General features: G+C 67.2%; 18 protein-coding genes. 4 read left to right on the forward strand and 14 right to left on the reverse strand.

From position 1 onward, the window contains the following. Positions 1–4: 4 nt before the first annotated feature. The 11 genes from AC1RVW_RS16630 to AC1RVW_RS16680 all read right to left on the reverse strand — a co-directional run bounded on the left by AC1RVW_RS16630 (position 5) and on the right by AC1RVW_RS16680 (position 11396). A complete protein-coding gene (locus tag AC1RVW_RS16630; RefSeq protein WP_493201181.1) occupies positions 5–1411 on the reverse strand; it encodes an efflux transporter outer membrane subunit in 1407 nt (468 codons plus the stop codon). Then, positions 1404–3404: a macrolide ABC transporter ATP-binding protein/permease MacB gene (gene macB, locus AC1RVW_RS16635; RefSeq protein WP_493201183.1), complete on the reverse strand. Its 2001-nt coding sequence runs from the start codon at positions 3402–3404 to the stop codon at positions 1404–1406. The genes AC1RVW_RS16630 and macB overlap by 8 nt, the downstream gene beginning before the upstream one ends. Beyond that, positions 3401–4558 carry a macrolide transporter subunit MacA gene (macA, locus tag AC1RVW_RS16640; protein WP_493201184.1) on the reverse strand — a complete coding sequence of 386 codons (1158 nt, stop codon included), beginning with the start codon at positions 4556–4558 and terminating at the stop codon, positions 3401–3403. Before macA ends, macB begins: the two co-directional genes overlap by 4 nt. 157 nt (positions 4559–4715) lie before the next feature. Then, a complete protein-coding gene (locus AC1RVW_RS16645) occupies positions 4716–5219 on the reverse strand; it encodes a disulfide bond formation protein B (RefSeq protein ID WP_081269402.1) in 504 nt (167 codons plus the stop codon). Continuing rightward, on the reverse strand, positions 5216–6313 hold the full coding sequence (locus AC1RVW_RS16650; protein ID WP_285410656.1) for a sulfate/molybdate ABC transporter ATP-binding protein: 1098 nt from the start codon (positions 6311–6313) through the stop codon (positions 5216–5218). Before AC1RVW_RS16650 ends, AC1RVW_RS16645 begins: the two co-directional genes overlap by 4 nt. Positions 6314–6332: 19 nt before the next feature. Then, positions 6333–7235 carry a sulfate ABC transporter permease subunit CysW gene (gene cysW / locus AC1RVW_RS16655; protein ID WP_081269546.1) on the reverse strand — a complete coding sequence of 301 codons (903 nt, stop codon included), beginning with the start codon at positions 7233–7235 and terminating at the stop codon, positions 6333–6335. A gap of 1 nt (position 7236) precedes the next feature. Beyond that, positions 7237–8124 (reverse strand): sulfate ABC transporter permease subunit CysT, encoded by an 888-nt coding sequence (gene cysT, locus AC1RVW_RS16660; protein WP_106934391.1) that lies wholly within the window; start codon positions 8122–8124, stop codon positions 7237–7239. Next, positions 8125–9141 carry a sulfate ABC transporter substrate-binding protein gene (locus AC1RVW_RS16665; protein ID WP_493201186.1) on the reverse strand — a complete coding sequence of 339 codons (1017 nt, stop codon included), beginning with the start codon at positions 9139–9141 and terminating at the stop codon, positions 8125–8127. Next, positions 9138–9713, reverse strand: a complete 576-nt coding sequence (locus AC1RVW_RS16670; RefSeq protein ID WP_081269398.1) for an RBBP9/YdeN family alpha/beta hydrolase — start codon at positions 9711–9713, stop codon at positions 9138–9140. The genes AC1RVW_RS16665 and AC1RVW_RS16670 overlap by 4 nt, the downstream gene beginning before the upstream one ends. A gap of 21 nt (positions 9714–9734) precedes the next feature. After that, positions 9735–10376, reverse strand: a complete 642-nt coding sequence (locus tag AC1RVW_RS16675) for a peroxiredoxin (protein ID WP_081269397.1) — start codon at positions 10374–10376, stop codon at positions 9735–9737. Between the two features lie 105 nt (positions 10377–10481). Next, on the reverse strand, positions 10482–11396 hold the full coding sequence (locus AC1RVW_RS16680) for a LysR family transcriptional regulator (RefSeq protein WP_081269545.1): 915 nt from the start codon (positions 11394–11396) through the stop codon (positions 10482–10484). 134 nt (positions 11397–11530) lie between these two features. Between AC1RVW_RS16680 and AC1RVW_RS16685 the strand changes: the two genes are divergently transcribed. After that, positions 11531–12178 carry an FMN-dependent NADH-azoreductase gene (locus tag AC1RVW_RS16685; protein ID WP_081269396.1) on the forward strand — a complete coding sequence of 216 codons (648 nt, stop codon included), beginning with the start codon at positions 11531–11533 and terminating at the stop codon, positions 12176–12178. A gap of 63 nt (positions 12179–12241) precedes the next feature. Here the strand turns inward: AC1RVW_RS16685 and AC1RVW_RS16690 are convergent, their stop codons facing one another. After that, entirely contained in the window at positions 12242–12796 is a 555-nt protein-coding gene (locus AC1RVW_RS16690; RefSeq protein ID WP_106934387.1) for an NADPH-dependent FMN reductase, read from the reverse strand. Positions 12797–12973: 177 nt separating this feature from the next. On the opposite strand from AC1RVW_RS16690, the gene panE reads away from it, so the two are divergent. Further along, positions 12974–13906 (forward strand): 2-dehydropantoate 2-reductase, encoded by a 933-nt coding sequence (gene panE / locus AC1RVW_RS16695; RefSeq protein WP_106934386.1) that lies wholly within the window; start codon positions 12974–12976, stop codon positions 13904–13906. Positions 13907–14042: 136 nt separating this feature from the next. Continuing rightward, positions 14043–15356, forward strand: coding sequence for a type II toxin-antitoxin system HipA family toxin YjjJ (yjjJ, locus tag AC1RVW_RS16700; RefSeq protein ID WP_493201187.1), 1314 nt, complete (start codon positions 14043–14045; stop codon positions 15354–15356). On the opposite strand, the gene AC1RVW_RS16705 is transcribed toward yjjJ, so the two are convergent. After that, positions 15343–16701, reverse strand: a complete 1359-nt coding sequence (locus tag AC1RVW_RS16705) for an NAD(P)/FAD-dependent oxidoreductase (RefSeq protein WP_205367071.1) — start codon at positions 16699–16701, stop codon at positions 15343–15345. The genes yjjJ and AC1RVW_RS16705 overlap by 14 nt on opposite strands. Positions 16702–16818: 117 nt before the next feature. Between AC1RVW_RS16705 and AC1RVW_RS16710 the strand changes: the two genes are divergently transcribed. After that, complete coding sequence (locus AC1RVW_RS16710) at positions 16819–17826, forward strand: alpha/beta hydrolase family protein (protein WP_106934383.1); 1008 nt, start codon at positions 16819–16821, stop codon at positions 17824–17826. 5 nt (positions 17827–17831) lie between these two features. Here AC1RVW_RS16710 and AC1RVW_RS16715 read toward each other — a convergent pair whose 3' ends face one another. Then, entirely contained in the window at positions 17832–19667 is a 1836-nt protein-coding gene (locus tag AC1RVW_RS16715; protein WP_493201231.1) for a family 2A encapsulin nanocompartment cargo protein cysteine desulfurase, read from the reverse strand. Between the last annotated feature and the right edge of the window lie 51 nt (positions 19668–19718).

Below are 19718 nucleotides of genomic sequence, written 5' to 3' on the forward strand. Positions count from 1 at the left end.
CGCGCTACGGCGCGACCGCCGCGCCCCCACCCAGGGCCTTGTAGAGCGTCATCGTCGCGTTGAACTGGTTCAGGCGGTTCAGCGCGAGCGATACCTCGGCGCTGCGGCGCCGGTCCTTGGCATCCAGAACCGGCTGCAGCGCGGTCGCTCCGGCCCTGTAACGCACCTCGGACAGTCTCTCCGCCCGCTGCGCCTCCTGCAGCGCCAGCGCCAGCTTGATGCTCTCCTCGCGCAGCTGCGTTCTCGACGACAGCGCGTTCTCGACCTCGGACAGCGCCGTGTAGAGCGACTGCCTGAACCCCACCACCGCTTCTTCATACTGCGTCTGCGACACGCCGACCGTCAGCCGCGCGGTGTTCCATTGCAGGAACGGCAGCGCCAGCCCGGCGCCCAGGGTGGCCACAGGGTTCCTCAGCAGATCGCCCAGCGCCGTGCTCGAAGTGCCGAGCGAGCCCGTCAGGCTCAGCGTGGGATAGAAGCCGGTGCGCGTGGCGTCGACATTCGCCAGCGCGCCGCGCAAGCGCAGCTCCGCCGCCTGCAGATCGGGCCGGCGGCCTAGCAGGCTGGCGGGCACGCCGGCATCGATGACGGGCAAGTCGGCATCCGGCAGCCGCGCGGGCTCGCCCGCCAGCGGCTCCGGCGGCAGGTCGAACAGGATCGCGAGCGCATTGCGCGCCTCCACGCGCTGCTGCAGCAGTTGCGTATGAGCCGCCTCCTGCGTCGCCAGGTTCTGCCCGGCCTGCGCCACGTCCAGCCCCGACACCGCGCCGGCCGCGTACTTGGTGCGCACCAGCGCCAGGATGCGCCGGCCGTCCTCGATGCCCGCTTCGCTCAGTGCAATGCGCTGGTTCAGGTAGCCGGTCTGCCAATAGAGGCCCGCCGTCGTCCCGACCAGCGCGAGCGCGGCGGCCCGGCGGTCGGCCACGGTGGCCTTCAACTCCCAGTCGGCGGCGCTGCGCAATGCCGCGAGGCGCCCCCACAGGTCGAGCTCGTAGCTCAGCGTGACCAGCGAACTGGAGGTCGAGCCCGCCCCGCCACCGCGCTGGAGGTCATGGCCGCGGCTCGTATTGAGCTGCCCCGCCACGCTCGGCGTGAGGTTGGTGTTGGCAAGGCCCGCCTGCATCTGCGCACGCTGCACGCGGATGCCCGCGGCGGCCAGGTCGTTGTTGGTGAGCAGTGCGTGGTCGATCAGCGCGTCCAGCTGCGGATCGCGGAAGGCCGTCCACCATCGCTCGGACGGCATCGCGGCGGCATTCGATGCATCGGCCGACGCCGCCTGCTGCCGCCACGCCGAAGGCACGCTCAACGGCTGCTGCTCGCGCGCCACCGGCTGGAACAGCGTGCATCCGCCCAGCGCCAATGCCGCGGCCGCAGCCACGGCGCACCGATGAAAAGAACGCGCGCTACTCACGAGCCAACGCCTCGATCGGGTCCAGCCGCGCGGCGTTGCGCGCCGGCAGGTAGCCGAACAGCACGCCGATCAGCGAAGCGCAAAGAAACGCCGACACCACGGCCCCCATCGAAAAGATCATTTGCCATTGCTTGACGAAGAGCGAAAACAGAAAGCTGATGCCGTACGACAGCGTCACGCCGATCAGCCCGCCCACCAGGCACACCAGCACCGCCTCGGTCAGGAACTGCTGCAGCACGTCGCTCTGGCGCGCGCCCACGGCCATGCGGATGCCGATCTCGCGGGTGCGCTCGGTCACCGACACCAGCATGATGTTCATCACGCCGATGCCGCCCACCACCAAAGAGATCACGGCAATGAGCGACAGCAGCAGCGTGAGCGACTGGCTCGTGCGCTCCGCTGTCTTCACGATGCTGTCCATGTTGAAGGTGAAGAAATCCTTGCTCCCGTGGCGCATGGTGAGCAGCTTGACCACGCTGTCCTCCGCCGCCTTGGTCGGCTGGTCGTCGCGGATGCGCACGGTGATGCTGTCGAAGTGCTGCTGCCCGAAGATCCGGCTCGCGCCCGTGCTGTAGGGCAACCAGATGTTGAGCGACTTGTTCTCGCCGAACATGTTCTTCTTCTCCTGCGACACGCCGATCACCGTGCACGGCAAGTTGCCCACCAGGATGATCTTGCCCAGCGGATCGGTGCCCTCCGGAAACAGCTTGCGCCGCGTGTTCTGGTCGATCACCGCCACCTGCGACTGGTGCCGCACGTCGCTGGCCGTGAAGGCCGCGCCGCTCGCCATCTGGATGTCGCGCACCCGGAAGAAGCTGTCGCTCACGCCGTTCACCATGCCGTTGATGTCCACGCTGCGGTAGCGCAGCCGCAGGCTTCGCGAGGTGGAAGGCGTCACGCTGTGCACGTAGGGCTGCGCCGCCAGCGCGTCGAGGTCGGACGGCGTCAGCGTGCGGATGCTCGAGGCCTTGTCGTCGCCGAAATCGTGCCCCGGGTACACGTCGAGCGTGTTGGTGCCGATGGCCCTGATGTCCGACAGCACGAAGCGCTTGGCGCCCTCCCCGATGGCCACGATCGACACCACCGAAGTGATGCCGATGATGATGCCCAGCATGGTCAGCGCCGTGCGCATGCGGTGCGCCATCATCGAGCGCCAGGCCATGCGGAAGGCTTCGGCGAATCGCGCCCAGCCGGTGCTGAAGCGCGCGATGCCCAGCCTGGGCCGGGTCATCGCGCCAGCTGGTGCCGCGGAGGCATCGGCCTGCGCCGTCTGCGCGGGCGCCGCGGCGGTGGGCACGTTCGGCCGGTCGCGCACGATCACGCCGTCGGCGATCTCGATGATGCGTTCGGTGCAGCTCGCCACCTGCATGTCGTGCGTCACGATGATGACGGTGTGGCCCTGCGCATGCAGCTCGCGCAGGATGGCGATCACCTCCTGGCCGCTCTTGCTGTCGAGCGCGCCGGTCGGCTCGTCGGCCAGGATCACCTGCCCGCCGTTCATGAGCGCGCGCGCGATGCTCACGCGCTGCTGCTGTCCGCCCGAGAGCTGGCTCGGCCGGTGCTCGGTGCGGTCGCCCAGGCCCAGCCGCGCCAGCAGCTGGCGCGCGCGGGTGTCGCGCGCCTCGCCGTCGGTGCCGGCGTACACCGCGGGCACCTCGACGTTGCCGGCGGCCGTCAGGTGCTGCATCAGGTGATAGCGCTGGAAGATGAAGCCGAAATGCTCGCGCCGCAGCTCGGCCAGCGCGTCGCTGTCGAGCGTGCCCACGTCCTTGCCCGACACCATGTAAGTGCCCGCGCTCGGCCGGTCGAGGCAGCCCAGGATGTTCATCAGCGTCGACTTGCCCGAGCCCGAGGCGCCGACGATGGCCAGCATTTCCCCGCTGCCGATGTCGAGGTTCACGTCCTTCAGCACCTGCACTTCCTGCTCGCCCGAGGGAAAGCTGCGGCCGATGCCGCGCAGGCTCAGCAGCGGCCGTTCGGCTTGCTGCGTCATTGAGACTTGCCCCGGGGGCCGCCGCCGTCGGGCTTGTCGGCCACGGCCGATGCGTCGCCGGTGATGACGTTGTCGCCCTCGTTCAGGCCTTCGAGCACCTGCGCCTGGAAGTTGTTGCTGATGCCCACGCGCACCATGCGCTTTTCAACGCTCTGGTCGGGCTTCAGCACGCGCACTTCCTGGCGGCCGTCCTTGTCGCGTGCGCCGAGCGCCGTCAGCGGCACCACCAGCGCCTGCTTGGCCTCGCCCAGCATGATCGCGACCTGCGCCGTCATGTCGACGCGCAGCGTGCGGTCGGGGTTGGGCACGTCGAACAGCGCGTTGAAGAACACCGCGTTGTTGATCTTCTCGGGCGACGGCTGCACCGCGCGCAGCGTGCCGTAGTAGCGCTTGTCGGGGTCGCCGAGGATGGTGAAGTACACCGGCTGGCCGGCCTTCACGCGCACCACGTCGGCTTCGGACACCTGGGCCTTGACCGTCATGGTCGACAGGTCGGCCAGCTTCATCAGTGTGGGCACCTGGAACGAGGCCACCACGGTCTGCCCCTCGAGCGTGCTGATGGACACCACGTCGCCGTCGATGGGCGCGACGATGCGCGTGTACGACAGGTTGGTCTGCGCCGAGGCCAGCGCCAGCCGCTGCTGGCGGATCTGCGCGTCGAGCGACACGCCGTCGGCACGCAGCGCGCGCAGCTCGGCGTCGGCGCTTTCCATGTCCTGCCTGGCGGCGGCGTCCTGGGCGAGCATTTCCTGCTGGCGCGCCCAGCTGAGCTGGGCCTGCCTGATGCGCACTTCCTTCGCGAGCTTCTGCGCCTGCAGGTTGTCGAGCTTGGCCTGCTCCTGCGCCAGCGTGTTCTGCGAGATGACCGGGTCGATTTCGGCGAGCCAGTCGCCCTTCTTCACCGTCTGCCCCAGCACCACCTTCAGCGACTTGAGCTGGCCGCTGACCTGCGCGCCCACTTCCACCTGCTTCAGCGCCTGCAGCACGCCGGTGGCGAGCACCGCGTTCTCGAGGTCGGTGCGCTGCACCGCGGCGGTGAGGTACTCGGGCTTCTTGGACGGACTGAGCCAGAACAGAGACAGCAGGCCAAGGACCGCAAGGGCCACGATGCCGTAGACGAGCTTGCGCGAGCGCCGCTTGGGAGTGTTTTGCATGCAACGAGGATGAAGTGAAACGCTCCCCCGGCCCGCGCGGGCCACGATGGCCGCGTGATGGACACACGGGGAGGCTGCTGCTGCATCCTAGCTGCGGTTCCTGAAGGCCCCCTAAAACCGGGGCCGCATCGGGGCATTGCGCCCGATGCGATGGATCTCAGCGTGCGCGGCGCGAACGCACCAGCAGCACGATCAGCAGCAGCGAAAGAACCGTGAAGGCAATGAACGACCAGTTCGCCAGCGTCAGGCCAAACAGCGTCCAGTCGATCTTGGAGCAGTCGCCGCCACCGCGGAAGATCATCGGCAGCGCGCGTTTCAGCGGGAAGGTCTCGATCATTCCGTAGAGGTCGCGCCCGCAGGACACGACTTCGGGCGGATACCACTGCAGCCAGCTTTGCGAGGCCGCCGTGTAGGCGCCGCCGACCGCAGCCACCAGCGCGAGCAGCCCACCCGTGAAGCGCAGGCCGACGTTTCGGAACACCCCGGCCAGGCCGGTGAACAGCGCCACCAGCACCAGCGCATACCGCTGCACGATGCACATGGGACAAGGCTCCAGCCCCACCACGTGTTGCAGATAGAGCCCGAAGGCCAGCATGAGAACGCAGGCCAGGCAGATCAGCCCATACGCGCGGCGCGGCGCGCCGAAGTACCAATCGATCAAGGAGATACCCAATCTTCTTCTACGAACACCCTGGCCTTGCGCGGGTTGGCGACGACGGTGTCGCCTTCCTTCAAGCCCAGGTCACGGAACTGTTGCGCAGGGAGTTGCGCCTCGATGATGGTTCCGGAGCCCGGATTATCAGGATTCGATTCGGTGGGCTCAAGTTCCAGCCGCGCGATGGGTCCCACGACGATGGCGCGCGCCAGCGTGGCGACGATGCCGGAGGCGCCGGGCACGTAGCGCGTCACATCGATGTCATGCGGGCGCACGTAGGCACGGGCCTTGGCATCGCGCGCGCCGCTGTGCTCGGGCGAATCCAGGCGCATGCCGTCGAGCTGCACCGCGCCGTTGTCGGCGCGGCCGTGGAACAGGTTCACGTCGCCCAGGAAGCCGTAGACGAAGGGGCTGGCTGGCTGGTCCCACACTTCCTGCGGCGAGCCGACCTGCTCGATCTGCCCCTTGTTGATGACCACCACGCGGTCGGCCACTTCGAGCGCTTCTTCCTGGTCGTGCGTGACGAAGATCGAGGTGACGTGCAGCTCGTCGTGCAGCCGGCGCAGCCAGCGGCGCAGCTCCTTGCGCACCTTGGCGTCGAGCGCGCCGAAGGGCTCGTCGAGCAGCAGCACCTTGGGCTCCACGGCCAGCGCGCGGGCCAGCGCAATGCGCTGGCGCTGGCCGCCCGACAGCTGCGACGGGTAGCGGTCGGCCAGCCAGTCGAGCTGCACCAGCTTGAGCAGGTCGGTCACCTTGGCCTTGATCTGCGCGTCGCTCGGGCGCTCCTTGCGCGGCTTCACGCGCAGGCCGAAGGCCACGTTCTCGAACACGGTCATGTGGCGGAACAGCGCGTAGTGCTGGAACACGAAGCCCACCTGACGCTCGCGCACGTGCACGTCGGTGGTGTCTTCGCCCGAAAAGAGGATGCTGCCGGTGTCGGCCGTCTCCAGCCCCGCGATGATGCGCAGCAGCGTGGTCTTGCCGCAGCCGGAGGGGCCGAGCAGCGCGACGAGTTCGCCCGACTCGACGTCGAGGTTCACGTCGCGCAGCGCGCGGAAGTCGCCGAACTGCTTGCTGATGTTGCGGATTTCGATGCTCATGATTTCTTCTTTCTCAGGCTCAGGCCGCCGTGGTTTCAGGGGGCCGTTCCGGGGGCAGCTCGGCAATGGCTTTCATCTCGCGCTCGTGGCGCCATTCGATGACCGACTTGATCACCAGCGTGACCAGCGCCAGGATGGCCAGCAGCGAGGCCACGGCGAACGCGGCCACCGACTGGTATTCGTTGTAGAGCACCTCCACGTGCAGCGGCATGGTGTTGGTCTGGCCGCGGATGTGGCCCGACACCACCGACACCGCGCCGAACTCGCCCATGGCGCGCGCGTTGCAGAGAATCACGCCGTACAGCAGGCCCCACTTGATGTTGGGCAGCGTCACGCGCCAGAAGGTCTGCCAGCCGGTCGCGCCCAGCACGATGGCGGCCTGCTCCTCGTCGGTGCCCTGCGCCTGCATCAGTGGAATGAGCTCGCGCGCGATGAACGGGAAGGTCACGAACACGGTGGCCAGCACGATGCCGGGCACGGCGAAGATGATCTTGATGTCGTGCTCGGCGAGCCACGGGCCGAGCCAGCCCTGGGCACCGAACACAAGCACGTAGATCAGGCCCGCCACCACCGGCGACACCGCGAACGGCAGGTCGATCAGCGTGGTGAGAAAGGCCTTGCCCCGGAACTCGAACTTGGCCACGGCCCAGGCGGCGGCCACGCCGAACACGAGGTTCATAGGCACGGCGATGGCGGCCGTGATCAGCGTGAGGCGGATCGCGCTCCAGGCGTCGGGCTCCTTCAGCGCATCGAGGTACGCATTGACGCCCTTGCGCAGGGCCTCTGTCGCCACGGCGGCCAGCGGCAGCACGAGGAACAGGAACATGAAGCCGAGCGCAATGCCGATCAGCGTCCAGCGCACCCAGGCGGATTCGGTGGTGCCGGCCTGCGCGCGGCGAATGACTTTGGAAGGTGCGCTCATGTCAGGCTCCTGCCCTGCGACGCTGCCAGGCTTGCAGGCCATTGATGACCAGCAGCAGCACGAAGGAAATGACGAGCATCACCAGCGCGACCGCCGTGGCACCCGCGTAGTCGTACTGCTCCAGCTTGCCGATGATGATGAGCGGCGTGATCTCCGAGATCATCGGCATGTTGCCGGCGATGAAGATCACCGAGCCGTACTCGCCGATGGCGCGTGCGAAGGCCATTGCAAAGCCCGTGAGCAGCGCCGGCGCGATCGACGGGAAGATCACCTTGGTGAAGGTCTGCAGCCGCGTCGCGCCGAGCGAGGTGGCGGCTTCTTCGAGTTCTTTCTCGGCGTCTTCGAGCACCGGCTGCACCGTGCGCACCACGAAAGGCAGCCCGATGAAGATCAGCGCGATCACGATGCCCGCGGGCGTGAACGCCAGCTTGATGCCGTGCGGCTCCAGCAGTTGCCCGATCCAGCCGTTGCCCGCGAGCAGCGCGGTCAGCGAAATGCCGGCCACCGCCGTCGGCAGCGCGAACGGCAGGTCGACCAGCGCATCGACGATGCGCTTGCCCGGGAACTTGTAGCGCACCAGCACCCAGGCCACCAGCAGGCCGAACACCGCATTCACGATGGCGGCGAACAGCGAGGCGCCGAAGGTCAGCCGGTACGAGGCCATCACGCGCGGCGCGGTCACGGCCACCCAGAACTGGTCCCAGGTCAGCGTGAAGGTCTTGAAGACCAGCGCCGACAGCGGGATCAACACGATCAGGCTCAGATAGAGAATCGAGAAGCCGAGCGTGATGTGGAAACCCGGCAGCACGCGCTTGGCGCCCCCTGCCCGGTTGGCACGCGAAAAAGGCGCTCCCGCGGACGGGAGCGCCGAAGGAACAGCGCCGCTCATTTACTTCGCGCCAGGGGTGTAGAGCTTGTCGAACTGGCCGCCGTCGTTGAAGTGCACCTTCTGCGCTTCGCCGAGGCTGCCGAACAGTTCCTGCACCGTGAACAGCTGCAGCGGCTTGAAGGTCGAGGCGTACTTCTTGAGCACGGTCTGCGAGCGCGGACGCAGCGCATGCTTGGCGGCGATTTCCTGTGCTTCTTCGGAGTAGAGCCAGTCGAGGTAGGCCTTGGCGAGTTCGCCGGTGCCCTTCTTGTTGACGGTGCGCTCGACCACGGCCACCGGGTTCTCGGCCACGATGCTGATCGACGGGTAGACCGAATCGACCTTGCCGGTGCCGAACTCGCGGTCGATCGACACCACTTCCGATTCGAAGGTGATCAGCGCGTCGCCGATGTTGCGTTGCAGGAAGGCGGTGGTGGCGTCGCGGCCGCCGCGCGCCAGCACCGGCACGTTCTTGAACAGCTTGCCGACGAATTCGGCGGCCTGGGCGTCGGTGCCGCCCTTCTTCTTGATGTATCCCCAGGCCGCCAGGTAGGCGTAGCGGCCGTTGCCGCCGGTCTTGGGGTTGACGATCACCACCTGCACGCCCGGCTTGACCAGGTCGTCCCAGTCCTTGATGCCCTTGGGATTGCCGTTGCGCACCAGGAACAGCATGGTCGACGTGGTCGGCGATGCGTTCTCGGGGAATTTCTTGTTCCAGTCCTTGGCGACCACGCCGGCGTTGGCCAGGAAGTCGATGTCGGTCGAGGTGTTCATGGTCACCACGTCGGCATCGAGGCCGTCGGCCACCGCGCGGGCCTGCGCGCTGGAGCCGCCGTGCGACTGGTCGATCTTGACGTCCTTGCCGGCCGCCTTCTTGTAGTGCGCCACGAAGGCCGCGTTGTAGTCCTTGTAGAACTCGCGGGCCACGTCGTACGAGGCGTTCAGCAGCGACGTGCCCTGTGCGAAGGCGCTGCTGCCGGCGAGTGCGGAGGACGCCAGCGCGAGCACGGCGACGAAGGTCTTTATTCTGGAAGTCATGTGGTTGCCAAAGTTTCTGAAAATTCACGGCCCGCCGACCAGGCGGCGGGCTCGTCGGTCAAGGACTGGAGCAAGGCGAGGCCCAGCGGCCAGTCCCCGTGTCCCGAGTCGATGTTGATGTGGCCCGCATTCTGCATGCGGACGAACTCGCTTCCCCAGGCGCGCGAATATGCACCAGCCAGGCGAATCGGGCAAAAAGGGTCATTGCTGCTGGCCACCACGATGCTGCGGTACGGCAGCGCCGCATACGGCACGGGCGCAAAGTCGGACAGCACCGCCCGGCGCTCGGGGTCGGCCGGAGCCACCAGCAGCGCACCCTGGATGCGGGCCGCGGCCTCTGGCGGCAGGTGGGCCGTGGCGATGCAGCCCAGGCTGTGCGCGGCGATCACCACCGGGCCGGGCTGCTCCAGCACCAGCTTGGCGAGCGCCGGCACCCAGGCATCGCGCTTGGGCGAGGCCCAGTCGTCCTGCACCACCCGCGCCGCGCCCGGAATGCGCTCTTCCCACAGGCTCTGCCAGTGGCCGGGCCCGGAGTCGCGCCAACCGGGCACGATGACGACACGAGTCTGCATGACGACGCTGCCCTGTCCCGCTTACTTGTTGGGCTGCGGCGTGATGCGCAGGTAAGGCTTGACGGCCTTGAAGCCCTTGGGGAAGCGCTCGGCGAGTTCGGCCGGGTCCTGGATGCTCGGCACGATGACGACGTCGTCGCCGTCCTTCCAGTTCACGGGCGTGGCTACCTTGTGGCTGTCGGTGAGCTGCAGCGAGTCGATCACGCGCAGGATCTCGTCGAAATTGCGGCCGGTCGACGCCGGGTAGGTGATGGTCGTGCGGATGATCTTCTTCGGATCGATGATGTAGACGCTGCGCACCGTGGCCGTGGTCGAGGCGTTCGGGTGGATCAGGTCGTACAGGTCGGCCACCTTGCGGTCGGCGTCCGCGATGATGGGGAAGTTGACCGTGGTGTTCTGCGTTTCGTTGATGTCGCCGATCCATTCCTTGTGCCTGGTGGCCGGGTCGACGCTCAGCGCGATGGGCTTGACGCCGCGCTTGGCGAACTCGCCCGACAGCGCCGCCGTCTTGCCCAGCTCGGTGGTGCACACCGGCGTGAAGTCTGCCGGGTGCGAGAAGAACACGACCCACGAATCGCCGGCCCACTGGTAGAAGTCGATGGGGCCTTCGCTGGAGTCCTGGGTGAAATTGGGGGCGGTGTCGCCGAGTCGCAGAGTTGCCATGATCGCTCCTGGATTGGATGGGAGCCTCGGATTGTGCGAACCATCGCTTCAATGACAAACGAATATCTGCTTGTTTGGATATGACGTTTTTCGCATAACGAGCGCTCAGAACATCCGCATGTCGACGCTCTGCAGGTGCTCCGTCAGGAAGTCGATCAGCCGCCGCACCGCCGGAACCAGCGCCCGCCGTGCCGGAAACACCATGTGCGCCACCACCGGCGACGGCCCCCAGTCCGGCAGCACTCGCACCAGCCGGCCGGCGTCCACGTCGGCCCGGCACATGTAGTCGGGCAGCATGGTCGCGCCCACGCCGCCCAGTGCGCCGAACTGCAGCGTTGCCAGGTCGTCCGCCACATAGCGCGGAACGTGGGAATGCACCCAGCTCTGGCCGTCGGGGCCTTCCAGACGCCAGTCGCTGCGCCCTTCCCCGTTGACCGACATGGCCGCGGTCGGCAGTTTCGCCAGGTCGGCCGGCGTGTTGACCGGGCCGTGGAGCGCCAGCAGCTCCGGGCTGGCGATCAGCACGCCGCGGCTGTAGCCGAAGGTCTTGGCCACCAGCACGGTGCTGTCCTCGATGACGGGGCGCACGCGCAGCGCGATGTCGATGCCCTCCTCGATCAGGTCGACCGGCCGGTTGATCACGCGCATGTCGATGCGCACCGCCGGATAGCGCGCCATGAAGACGGGCATCAGCTGCGCGAGCCCGCTGTGCGCGATGGTCACGGGGCAGCTCAGCCGCACCAGGCCGCTGGGCTCGGTCTGCACCTGCGCCACCGCCTCGGCGGCCGCCTGCGCCGCGTCGCGCATGGCGGAGGCGTGGCGCAGGTAGATCTCGCCGGCGGGCGTGAGCGACAGCCGCCGCGTGCTGCGCTGCATCAGCTGCACGCCCAGCCGCTCTTCCAGGTCGGCCACGCGGCGCGACAGGCGCGACTTGGGAATGCCCAGCGCCCGGCTGGCAGCGGCAAAGCCGCCCCGCTCGGCCACTTCGGCGAAGAAAACCATGTCGTTGAGGTCTTGCATGCCGCTCATTGTCCTGCAAACAGAACGAACTAGGCTAATTTTGGCTACTTATCGGCCACTGCATCCAAAAATAGAATTCTCACATCGCCGGCCAACTTGAGTGCCGACAGCCCCAAGAAAGTGATTGACTGATCATGAAGCTGCTCCACATCGACTCCAGCATCCTCGCCGCAAACTCCACCTCGCGCCTGCTCTCGGCCGAGACCGTGGCCGCATGGCGCGCCGCCCACCCCGACACCACCGTCGAATACCTCGACCTCGCCGTCGACGCCCCGGCTCACTTCAGCGCCGACTCGCTCGGCATCAAGATCGGCGTGCAGGCCCAGCCGACCGAAGCGCAAAAGCGTGAAAACGAGCTGTCCGAAAAGCTCGTGAGCCAGTTCCTGGCCGCGGACGTGGTCGTCATCGGCACGCCCTTCTACAACTTCTCGATCCCGACGCAACTCAAGGCCTGGATCGACCGCCTGGGGCAAGTCGGCCGCACCTTCAAGTACACCGAGAAGGGCCCCGTCGGCCTGGCCGGCGGCAAGACCGTCATCGTGGCCTCTTCGCGCGGCGGCGTCTATTCGACCAGCGAAGGCGGCCAGGCCATGGAACACCAGGAAAGCTACCTGAAGGCGGTCTTCGGCTTCTTCGGCATCACCGACGTGCGCATCGTGCGTGCCGAAGGCGTGGCCATGGGCGACGAAGCCAAGGCCAGCGCGCTGGCCTCGGCCCGCGCCGACATCCTGGTGGCGACCGGTGAGGCCGCCAACCAGAAGGACGTGGCGCAAGTCGCCTGACCCTGCCCCGCCATGAAAAAAAGCCGCCTTCACGGGCGGCTTTTTCGTTGGCGCGCGACGCGCTCAGGCCGAGTGGGTCTTGACCCAGGCCACGTACTTGTCCATCCAGCCCTGCAGGAACTTCTTCGAGCCTTCGTTGCCGATGTGGCCCTTGTCGTCGAACAGGTCGTCCTTGGCCTGCAGGAACACTTCGGGCGCGCCCATCGTCGGCACGTCGAGGTAGGCCAGGATGTTGCGCAGATGCTGCTGCGCCAGCGCGGTGCCGATGGCGCCGACCGACACACCCACCACGCCCGCCGGCTTGCCGGCCCATGCGCTCTGGCCGTAGGGGCGCGAGGCATGGTCGATGGCGTTCTTCAGCACGCCGGGAATCGAGCGGTTGTATTCAGGGGTGACGAACAGCAGGCCCTGGGCCGCGGCGATCTCGGTCTTCAGGCGCTTGACCGAGGGCGCCTGGTTGCCGTCGTCGTCCTGGTTGTAGGCCGGCAGGTCGTCGATGCGCAGATGCTCGAAGGTGAGCTCGGGCGGAGCGAGATGCGCCAGCGCGAGGGCCAGCTTCTGGTTGTACGAATCCTTGCGAAGGCTGCCGACGAGAACGGCGATGCGGATCTGGGCCATGGATGGAACTCCTGTGAAATGAGGGCGTCGTTTGACGAAGGCGATTATGCGAACCGCCCAAGACCTTTTCCAGAAAAGTTCTTGGCTTGGCGCGTACCCGCCTGAAGCAGCCCGGCGCAATCCCGGGCATCATCGCCATCGATCTTTTTGGTTCGACTGATTCAGGAGCGACACGCGATGAGATTTCTGGTGGTGGGTGCCGGCGCACTCGGTGGTTACTTCGGCGGCCGTCTGCTGGAAGCAGGACGCGACGTCACCTTCCTGCTGCGGCCGCGCCGCGCAGCGCAGCTCGCGAAGACCGGGCTGGTGGTGCAGAGCCAATTCGGCAACCTGCAGCTTCCCGCGCCCAGGCACGTGCTGGCGGACGGCATCGACGGGCCCTACGACGTGGTCATCGCCGGCAGCAAGGCCTACGACCTCGAATCAACGATGGATTCGTTCGCTCCGGCGGTGGGGCCGAACACCGTGATTCTTCCGTTGCTCAACGGCATGAAGCACATCGACAGCCTCGTCGCGCGCTTCGGCGAAGACAAGGTGCTGGGCGGCCTGTGCATGATCTCCGCCACGCTGGACGACGAAGGCCGCGTGCTGCACCTCAACGACACGCACGGCCTGAGCTACGGCGAGCGCGCCGGTGGCCGTTCGGCGCGCATCGACGCCATCGCGGCGCAGTTCGCGGGCGCCAGGTTCGACGGCAACGCCAGCGAGACCATCTTGCAGGACATGTGGGAGAAATGGGTCTTCATCGCTTCGGCGGCGGGCCTCACCAGCTTGATGCGCGCGTCCATCGGCGACATCATGGCGGCGGGCGGGGAAGACGTGGCGCTGTCGATCTTCGGCGAATGCTGCGCCATCGCCGAACACAACGGCTTCGCGCCGCGCCCGGCGGCAGTGCAGCGCGGCCGGGCCATCATGACCGCCGCCGGCTCGCCGATGACGGCATCGATGTACAAGGACATCGTGCGCGGCGCGCAAGTGGAAGCCGACCACATCGTCGGCGACCTGCTGGGCCGCGCGGCGCCGGGCCATGCGGCGGCGCCTTCGGTGCTGCGCACGGCTTACGTCCATCTCAAGGCCTACGAAGCCCAGCGCGCCCGTGCGGGGGGCTGAGCGCCTTACATCCGATGCGGGCCCAAGTGGCGCAAACCGCCAAAAACCAATCGCAAGTATCTATTCATTAATTAATTCACTCAGACGAATTTCCAAGCGAAGGATAGAATAATTTATCTATTCACATTGGTATTCAATGCCCCCTACCCCCGCGACCCTTGCCGAGACTGCGCTTGCATTCATCCGATCGCAGGGCGCCGCCTCCAGCGCCGACATTCAGGCGCGGCTTCGCGTAAGCCAGCCGACAGTCTCGAGAACGCTGGCACCTCTTTTGCGCGACGCCAGCATCCTGAAGGTGGGTGCCGCGCGCTCGCAGATGTATGTCGCACCCCGGCATGTCGAGCGCGTCGGCGCGGAAGTCCCGGTCATCAAGGTCGACGCGAATGGCGATGCCGCACCGTTCGGCCGCATCGTGCCGTTGCAAGGTGGCCGCTGCTGGATGGATGAGGAAGAAGGGCCGAGCGCGCTGCATGACGGGCTGCCATGGTTCCTGGCCGACATGCGGCCCCAGGGATTCATAGGCCGCGCCTTTGCACACGGCCACCCGGAACTCGGCCTGCCCGCCAACCCAGACCACTGGCGCGATGACGACGTGCTTCAAGCGCTGGCGCTCTGCGGCGAGGATCTGCCGGGCAACCTGGTCGTCGGCGGGGAGTCGTTCCGACGATTCCAGTCGATTGCCGCGCGGCCAGCGCCACAGGTGTCCCCCACCGACTACCCCGCCATGGCGGACAGCGCCATGCAAGGCACATTGCCGGGCTCATCGGCCGGCGGCGAACAGCCCAAGTTCTGCACCGTGCGCGACGGGCGGCAAGTGATCGTCAAGTTCTCCCCATCCGGCGCTTCGCCGGCGGACAGGCGTTCGCGCGACCTGCTCGTGTGCGAGCACCTGGCGCTGCGCACGCTACAAGAGGCCGGCGTGGCGGCGGCCACCACTCGCCTGTTCATCGAGGCGGGCCGCGTCTTCCTGGAAGTCGAGCGCTTCGACCGGACCGCTCGGGGCCGGATCGCAATGGTTTCGCTGATGGCATACGACGCGCAGCACATCGGAAAGATCGACAACTGGGCCGCCACTGCGAATCGCATGGTTTCGCGCGGGCTGTTGCGCGCAGACGATGCCCAAACGCTGCGCTTCCTTGAGGCCTTTGGCCGGCTCATCGGCAACACCGATCGACACTACGGCAACATCTCGCTGCTCATAGAGAACGGCGCTTGGCGGCTGGCGCCCGCATACGACGTGTTGCCGACGCTCTATGCACCCACCAGCGGCGAACTGCCGCCGCGCGACCTGGCGGCCGGCGACCTGGCACCGACCGTCGAGACGCTGGGGGAATGGCAGGCGGCACGCCAGCTTGCCAGCGTGTTCTGGCGGACGGTCGACGCGGACGAGCGAATCACGGCGCCATTCCGCGCCATCGCCCGGAAAAACGCGCAGGCTATTCCGACTTGAGAATGGTCTCGCCCTTCAACATCCCCATGTCGCGGGTGTTGAAGCGGTGGCGCTTCCAGCCCGCCCAGGTGCGCCGGAAGTTGGCAATCGAGATGCCGTAGTACAGCACCTTGAACATGCGCAGCGCGTTCCACATCGGCGTGCCGTTGTAGATGTCGCCGGCCAGCAGCGACATCAACGCCTCCTTCACCCGGAACGGGTTGCCGGGGTGCATGAACATGTCTCGGATGGTCGGGTTGGTCACGCGGTAGATGAACCACGAATACTCGCTCGGGCCCTTGCGCATCATGGCCTCGAAGCCCCGGCGCGCCGCCGCCAGTTGGGCCGGCTGGTCGAGCGCGGTCGCCACCAGCTTGGCGCCGTCGAAGGCGCTGTGCATGGCCAGGTACACGCCAGACGAGAACATCGGGTCGATGAAGGTGAAGGCGTCTCCCAGCATCAGGTAGCGGTCGCCGGTGGCGTGCGTGCTGGAGTAGGAGAAATTGCCCGTGGCATGCACCGCGTCGTCGACCAGCGTGGCGTGCTGAAGCCGCTCCTGCAGCGCCGGGCACAGCGCGATGGTGTCGTAGAAGAAGTCCTTCAGCGGCTTGTCGCGTGTCTTCAGGTAGTACGGCCAGCAGACCGCGCCCACGCTGGTGGTGCCGTCGGCCAGCGGAATGAACCAGAACCAGCCGTGCGGAAACCAGCAGATGCTGATGTTGCCTTCCTTCTTGCCCTCGAGCCGCTCGGCGTTGGTGAAGTGCCCGAACACGGCCGTGCTGTTGTGGTCGGGGTTCTTCTCCTTGCAGCGGAATTTGTTGGCCAGCAGGGTGTCGCGCCCGGTGGCGTCGACCACGAAGCGGGCGCGCCAGCTGCGCTTCGCGCCGTCGTCCATCTCGGCCTTGACGGTGGCGCCGTCGGCATCGAAGGCCACGTCGCGCACCTTGCAGCCCTCGATCGTCTGCGCACCGCGCGTCGCCGCGTTGCGGAACAGCAGCTCATCGAGTTCGGAGCGGCGCACCTGCCAGGCGGAGTCGAGCGACTTGTCCCAGCCCTCGGCAAATTCGACATAGCTGCGGTGCTCGTGCTCGGGCGAGACGAACTCGATGCCGAACTTGGGCATGCCGATCTTGTCGACCTGGTCGCGCACGCCGAGCTTCTCGAACAGCTCGACATTCCCGGGCAACAGCGATTCGCCGATGTGGAAGCGCGGGTGATGCGCCTTCTCGAGCAGCACCACCTTGCGGCCCTGCTGGGCCAGCAACGCGGCAATGGTCGATCCGGCGGGGCCACCGCCGACGACCATCACGTCGCAGGATTCGTCGGCCGCCGAAGACGCGGGCAAAGGAGCTTGAGGCAGGGACATGCGGTGGCAAGCATCACGAGTGTTAACAATCTCCAAGCATAGCGCGCCATTCGTAAACCGGGCAAAGATCGCAAAGTCTGCTAAGCAGCCTGCGACACGGCGCAGCACACTGCGGCGATGCATCTCCTTCGCCATCTGCGCTCCTTCGGCCTCGCGGCCGCCTGTCTCTCGGCCGCGCTCGCGCAGGCCGCCGGCTTCAGCACCCTCGAGATACCCGCCGACCGCGAGGGCCCGGCAATGCGCGGCGCCGTGTGGACACCCTGCGCCGCGCCGGCCGGCGACATCCAGCTCGGCCGGACCACGATCCGCGGCGTGCGGGATTGCCCGCTCGTGCCCGGCGCCCAGCTCCCGCTGATCGTGCTGTCGCACGGGTATGGGGGCTCTTTCCTCGGCCACCACGACACCGCCCAGGCGCTGGCCGACGCGGGCTTCGTGGTCGCCGCCATCAGCCATTCGGAAGACAACTTCCAGATTCGCGGCAGCCCGGACGACAGGATCTCGGCCCTGGCGACGAGAACGACCGACATCAAGCGGCTGATCGACCACATGCTCAGGCAATGGCCCTCGCATGACCGGATCGCGTCCGACCGGATCGGCTTCTACGGCTTTTCCAGGGGCGGCTACACGGGCCTCGTGCTCGCCGGCGCACGTCCCGATTTCGAGCGCCTCCCGCCCCTGCCCTCATCGCCCTGCGCCAAAGACCTGCAAAGCCCGGCATGCGCGCTGATGCGCCGGAGATTCCAGGAACTGCTCGCGTCGCCGCTGGCCCACGACGCCCGCATCAAGGCCGCTGTGATCGCCGACCCGCTCAGCATGGTCTTCGACGCCGATGACCTGAAGGACGTGAAGATCCCGATCCTGCTCTGGGCCTCGGCCTACGGCGGCGACGGCGTCACGCCCGACAGCGTGGCGGCGGTCCGCCGCAACCTGCCCGTGGCGCCCGAATGGCGCGTGGCCGAGAAAGCCGAGCACTTCGGCTTCCTTGCGCCGTGCCCGCCAGCGCAGATCGAAGCGAAGTCCGAGATCTGCCGCGATGCGCCCGGCTTCGATCGCACGGCTTTTCATGCGGCCTTCAACGCCGAGGTGACGGCTTTCTTCACCCGCCACCTCGCGCCGACGCCCTGACGAACCTACCCTGCCCGCCGCTGCCCCGCCAGCCGCCGCACCACAGCCACCAGCCGATCGATCTCGTCGAAGGTGTTGTAGAACGCCAGCGACGGCCGCACCGTGGTCTCGACGCCGAAGCGCCGCAGGATCGGCTGCGCGCAGTGGTGGCCGGTGCGCACCGCGATTCCTTCGTCGTTCAGCGCATGGCCCGCTTCCTCGGTGGCGTACCCGTCGAGCACGAAGGACATCACGCTGGCCTTGTCGGCCGCCGTGCCGATCAGCCGCACGCCAGGGATCGCGCCGAGCTGCGCCATGCCGTACACCAGCAGGTCATGCTCGTAGCGAGCGATGTTCTCGATGCCGACCTTGTTGACGTAGTCGATCGCCGCGCCCAGGCCCACCGCGTCGGCGATGTTGCCGGTGCCGGCCTCGAACTTGTTCGGGATCGGCTGGAACACGGTCTTCTCGAAGGTCACGTCGGCAATCATGTTGCCGCCGCCCTGCCACGGAGGCATGTCTTCGAGCACTTCACGCTTGCCCCAGACCACGCCGATGCCGGTCGGACCGAACACCTTGTGGCCGGAGAAGACGAAGAAATCGGCGCCGATGTCCTGCACGTCCACGCGCATGTGCGATACCGACTGCGCGCCGTCGACCAGCGCCCTGGCACCCGCGCGGTGCGCCAGTTCAACGATCTCCTTCACAGGCACCACCGTGCCCAGCGCATTCGACACCTGCGTGACGGCCACGATCTTCGTGCGGTCGTTGAGCAGCTTGCGGTATTCGTCGAGCAGCACCTGGCCCGTGTCGTCCACCGGAATCACCCGCAGCTTCGCGCCCTTGGCCGCGGCTAGCTGCTGCCAAGGCACGATGTTGGCGTGATGTTCGAGGTTCGACACGATGATCTCGTCGCCCTCGCCCACGTGCTGCCCGCCCCAGCTCTTGGCCACGAGGTTGATGGCCTCGGTGGTGCCGCGCACGAAGATCACCTCTTCGACTTCCGGCGCGTTGATGAACTTGCGAACGCGTTCGCGCGCACCTTCATAGGCGTCGGTTGCGCGCGCGGCCAGCTCATGGGCTGCACGATGGATGTTCGAGTTCTCGTGCTCGTAGAAATACGCGATGCGGTCGATGACAGACTGCGGCTTGTGCGTGGTGGCCGCGTTGTCGAACCACACGAGCTGCTTGCCGTTCACCCGCTCCTGCAGGATCGGAAAGTCTCGCCGCACGGCATGGACGTCGAACGGCGGATGCTGGCCGCTGCCCGCCAGTGGCACGGCGTCAGGGCCGCGCGGATCGGGCTTGGCCGGCGTGACGAAGCCGTTGGGCAGGCGCACCGCATCGACGAAATAGAACTGTGCGTCGCGGCCGGCGGGCGCCATCGACGGGCTCGGCGGCGAAACCGGCGCAGCCGGTTGCGGCATTTCAAGGCCAGCGAACGGATCGTGAATCGCAATGCCCTGCGTGGCGCCAGGGGACGGATGCCCGAAGCTGTTGCCCACGAAGTAGAACGGCGACGCTGCCGGCTGCGGTGCCGAAGGCGCATTCACCTGCTGCGGCACGCCCAGCACCGAGCCGCCCGAGCGCGGCTCGAAAGCCGGCGCCACCGACAGCACGCTGTCCGGCACGCCGTTGCCCGCCACCGCATGCGGCAGCAAGGCAGGCGCGCGATTGGCAAGCGACGGCAACTGCGTGGGCGATGCCGGCACCAGGTTGGCGCCCGGAATATGCCCCTGCGGAATCGGGGTGCCCGGCACGCTCGGCCCGAAGCCCGCGGGGCTCACCAGCGGCGAGCCCGGCGGCGCGACGTTGGCGGGAAACTGCGCGCCCGGCACCTCGGAGAACATGGCGCTGGCCATGCGCGCGAGGATGGCCGGGTCGAACGGCGCCTCGCCCGGAATCGATGGAGT

The organism is Variovorax sp. MPBD4-3, from assembly GCF_058809745.1.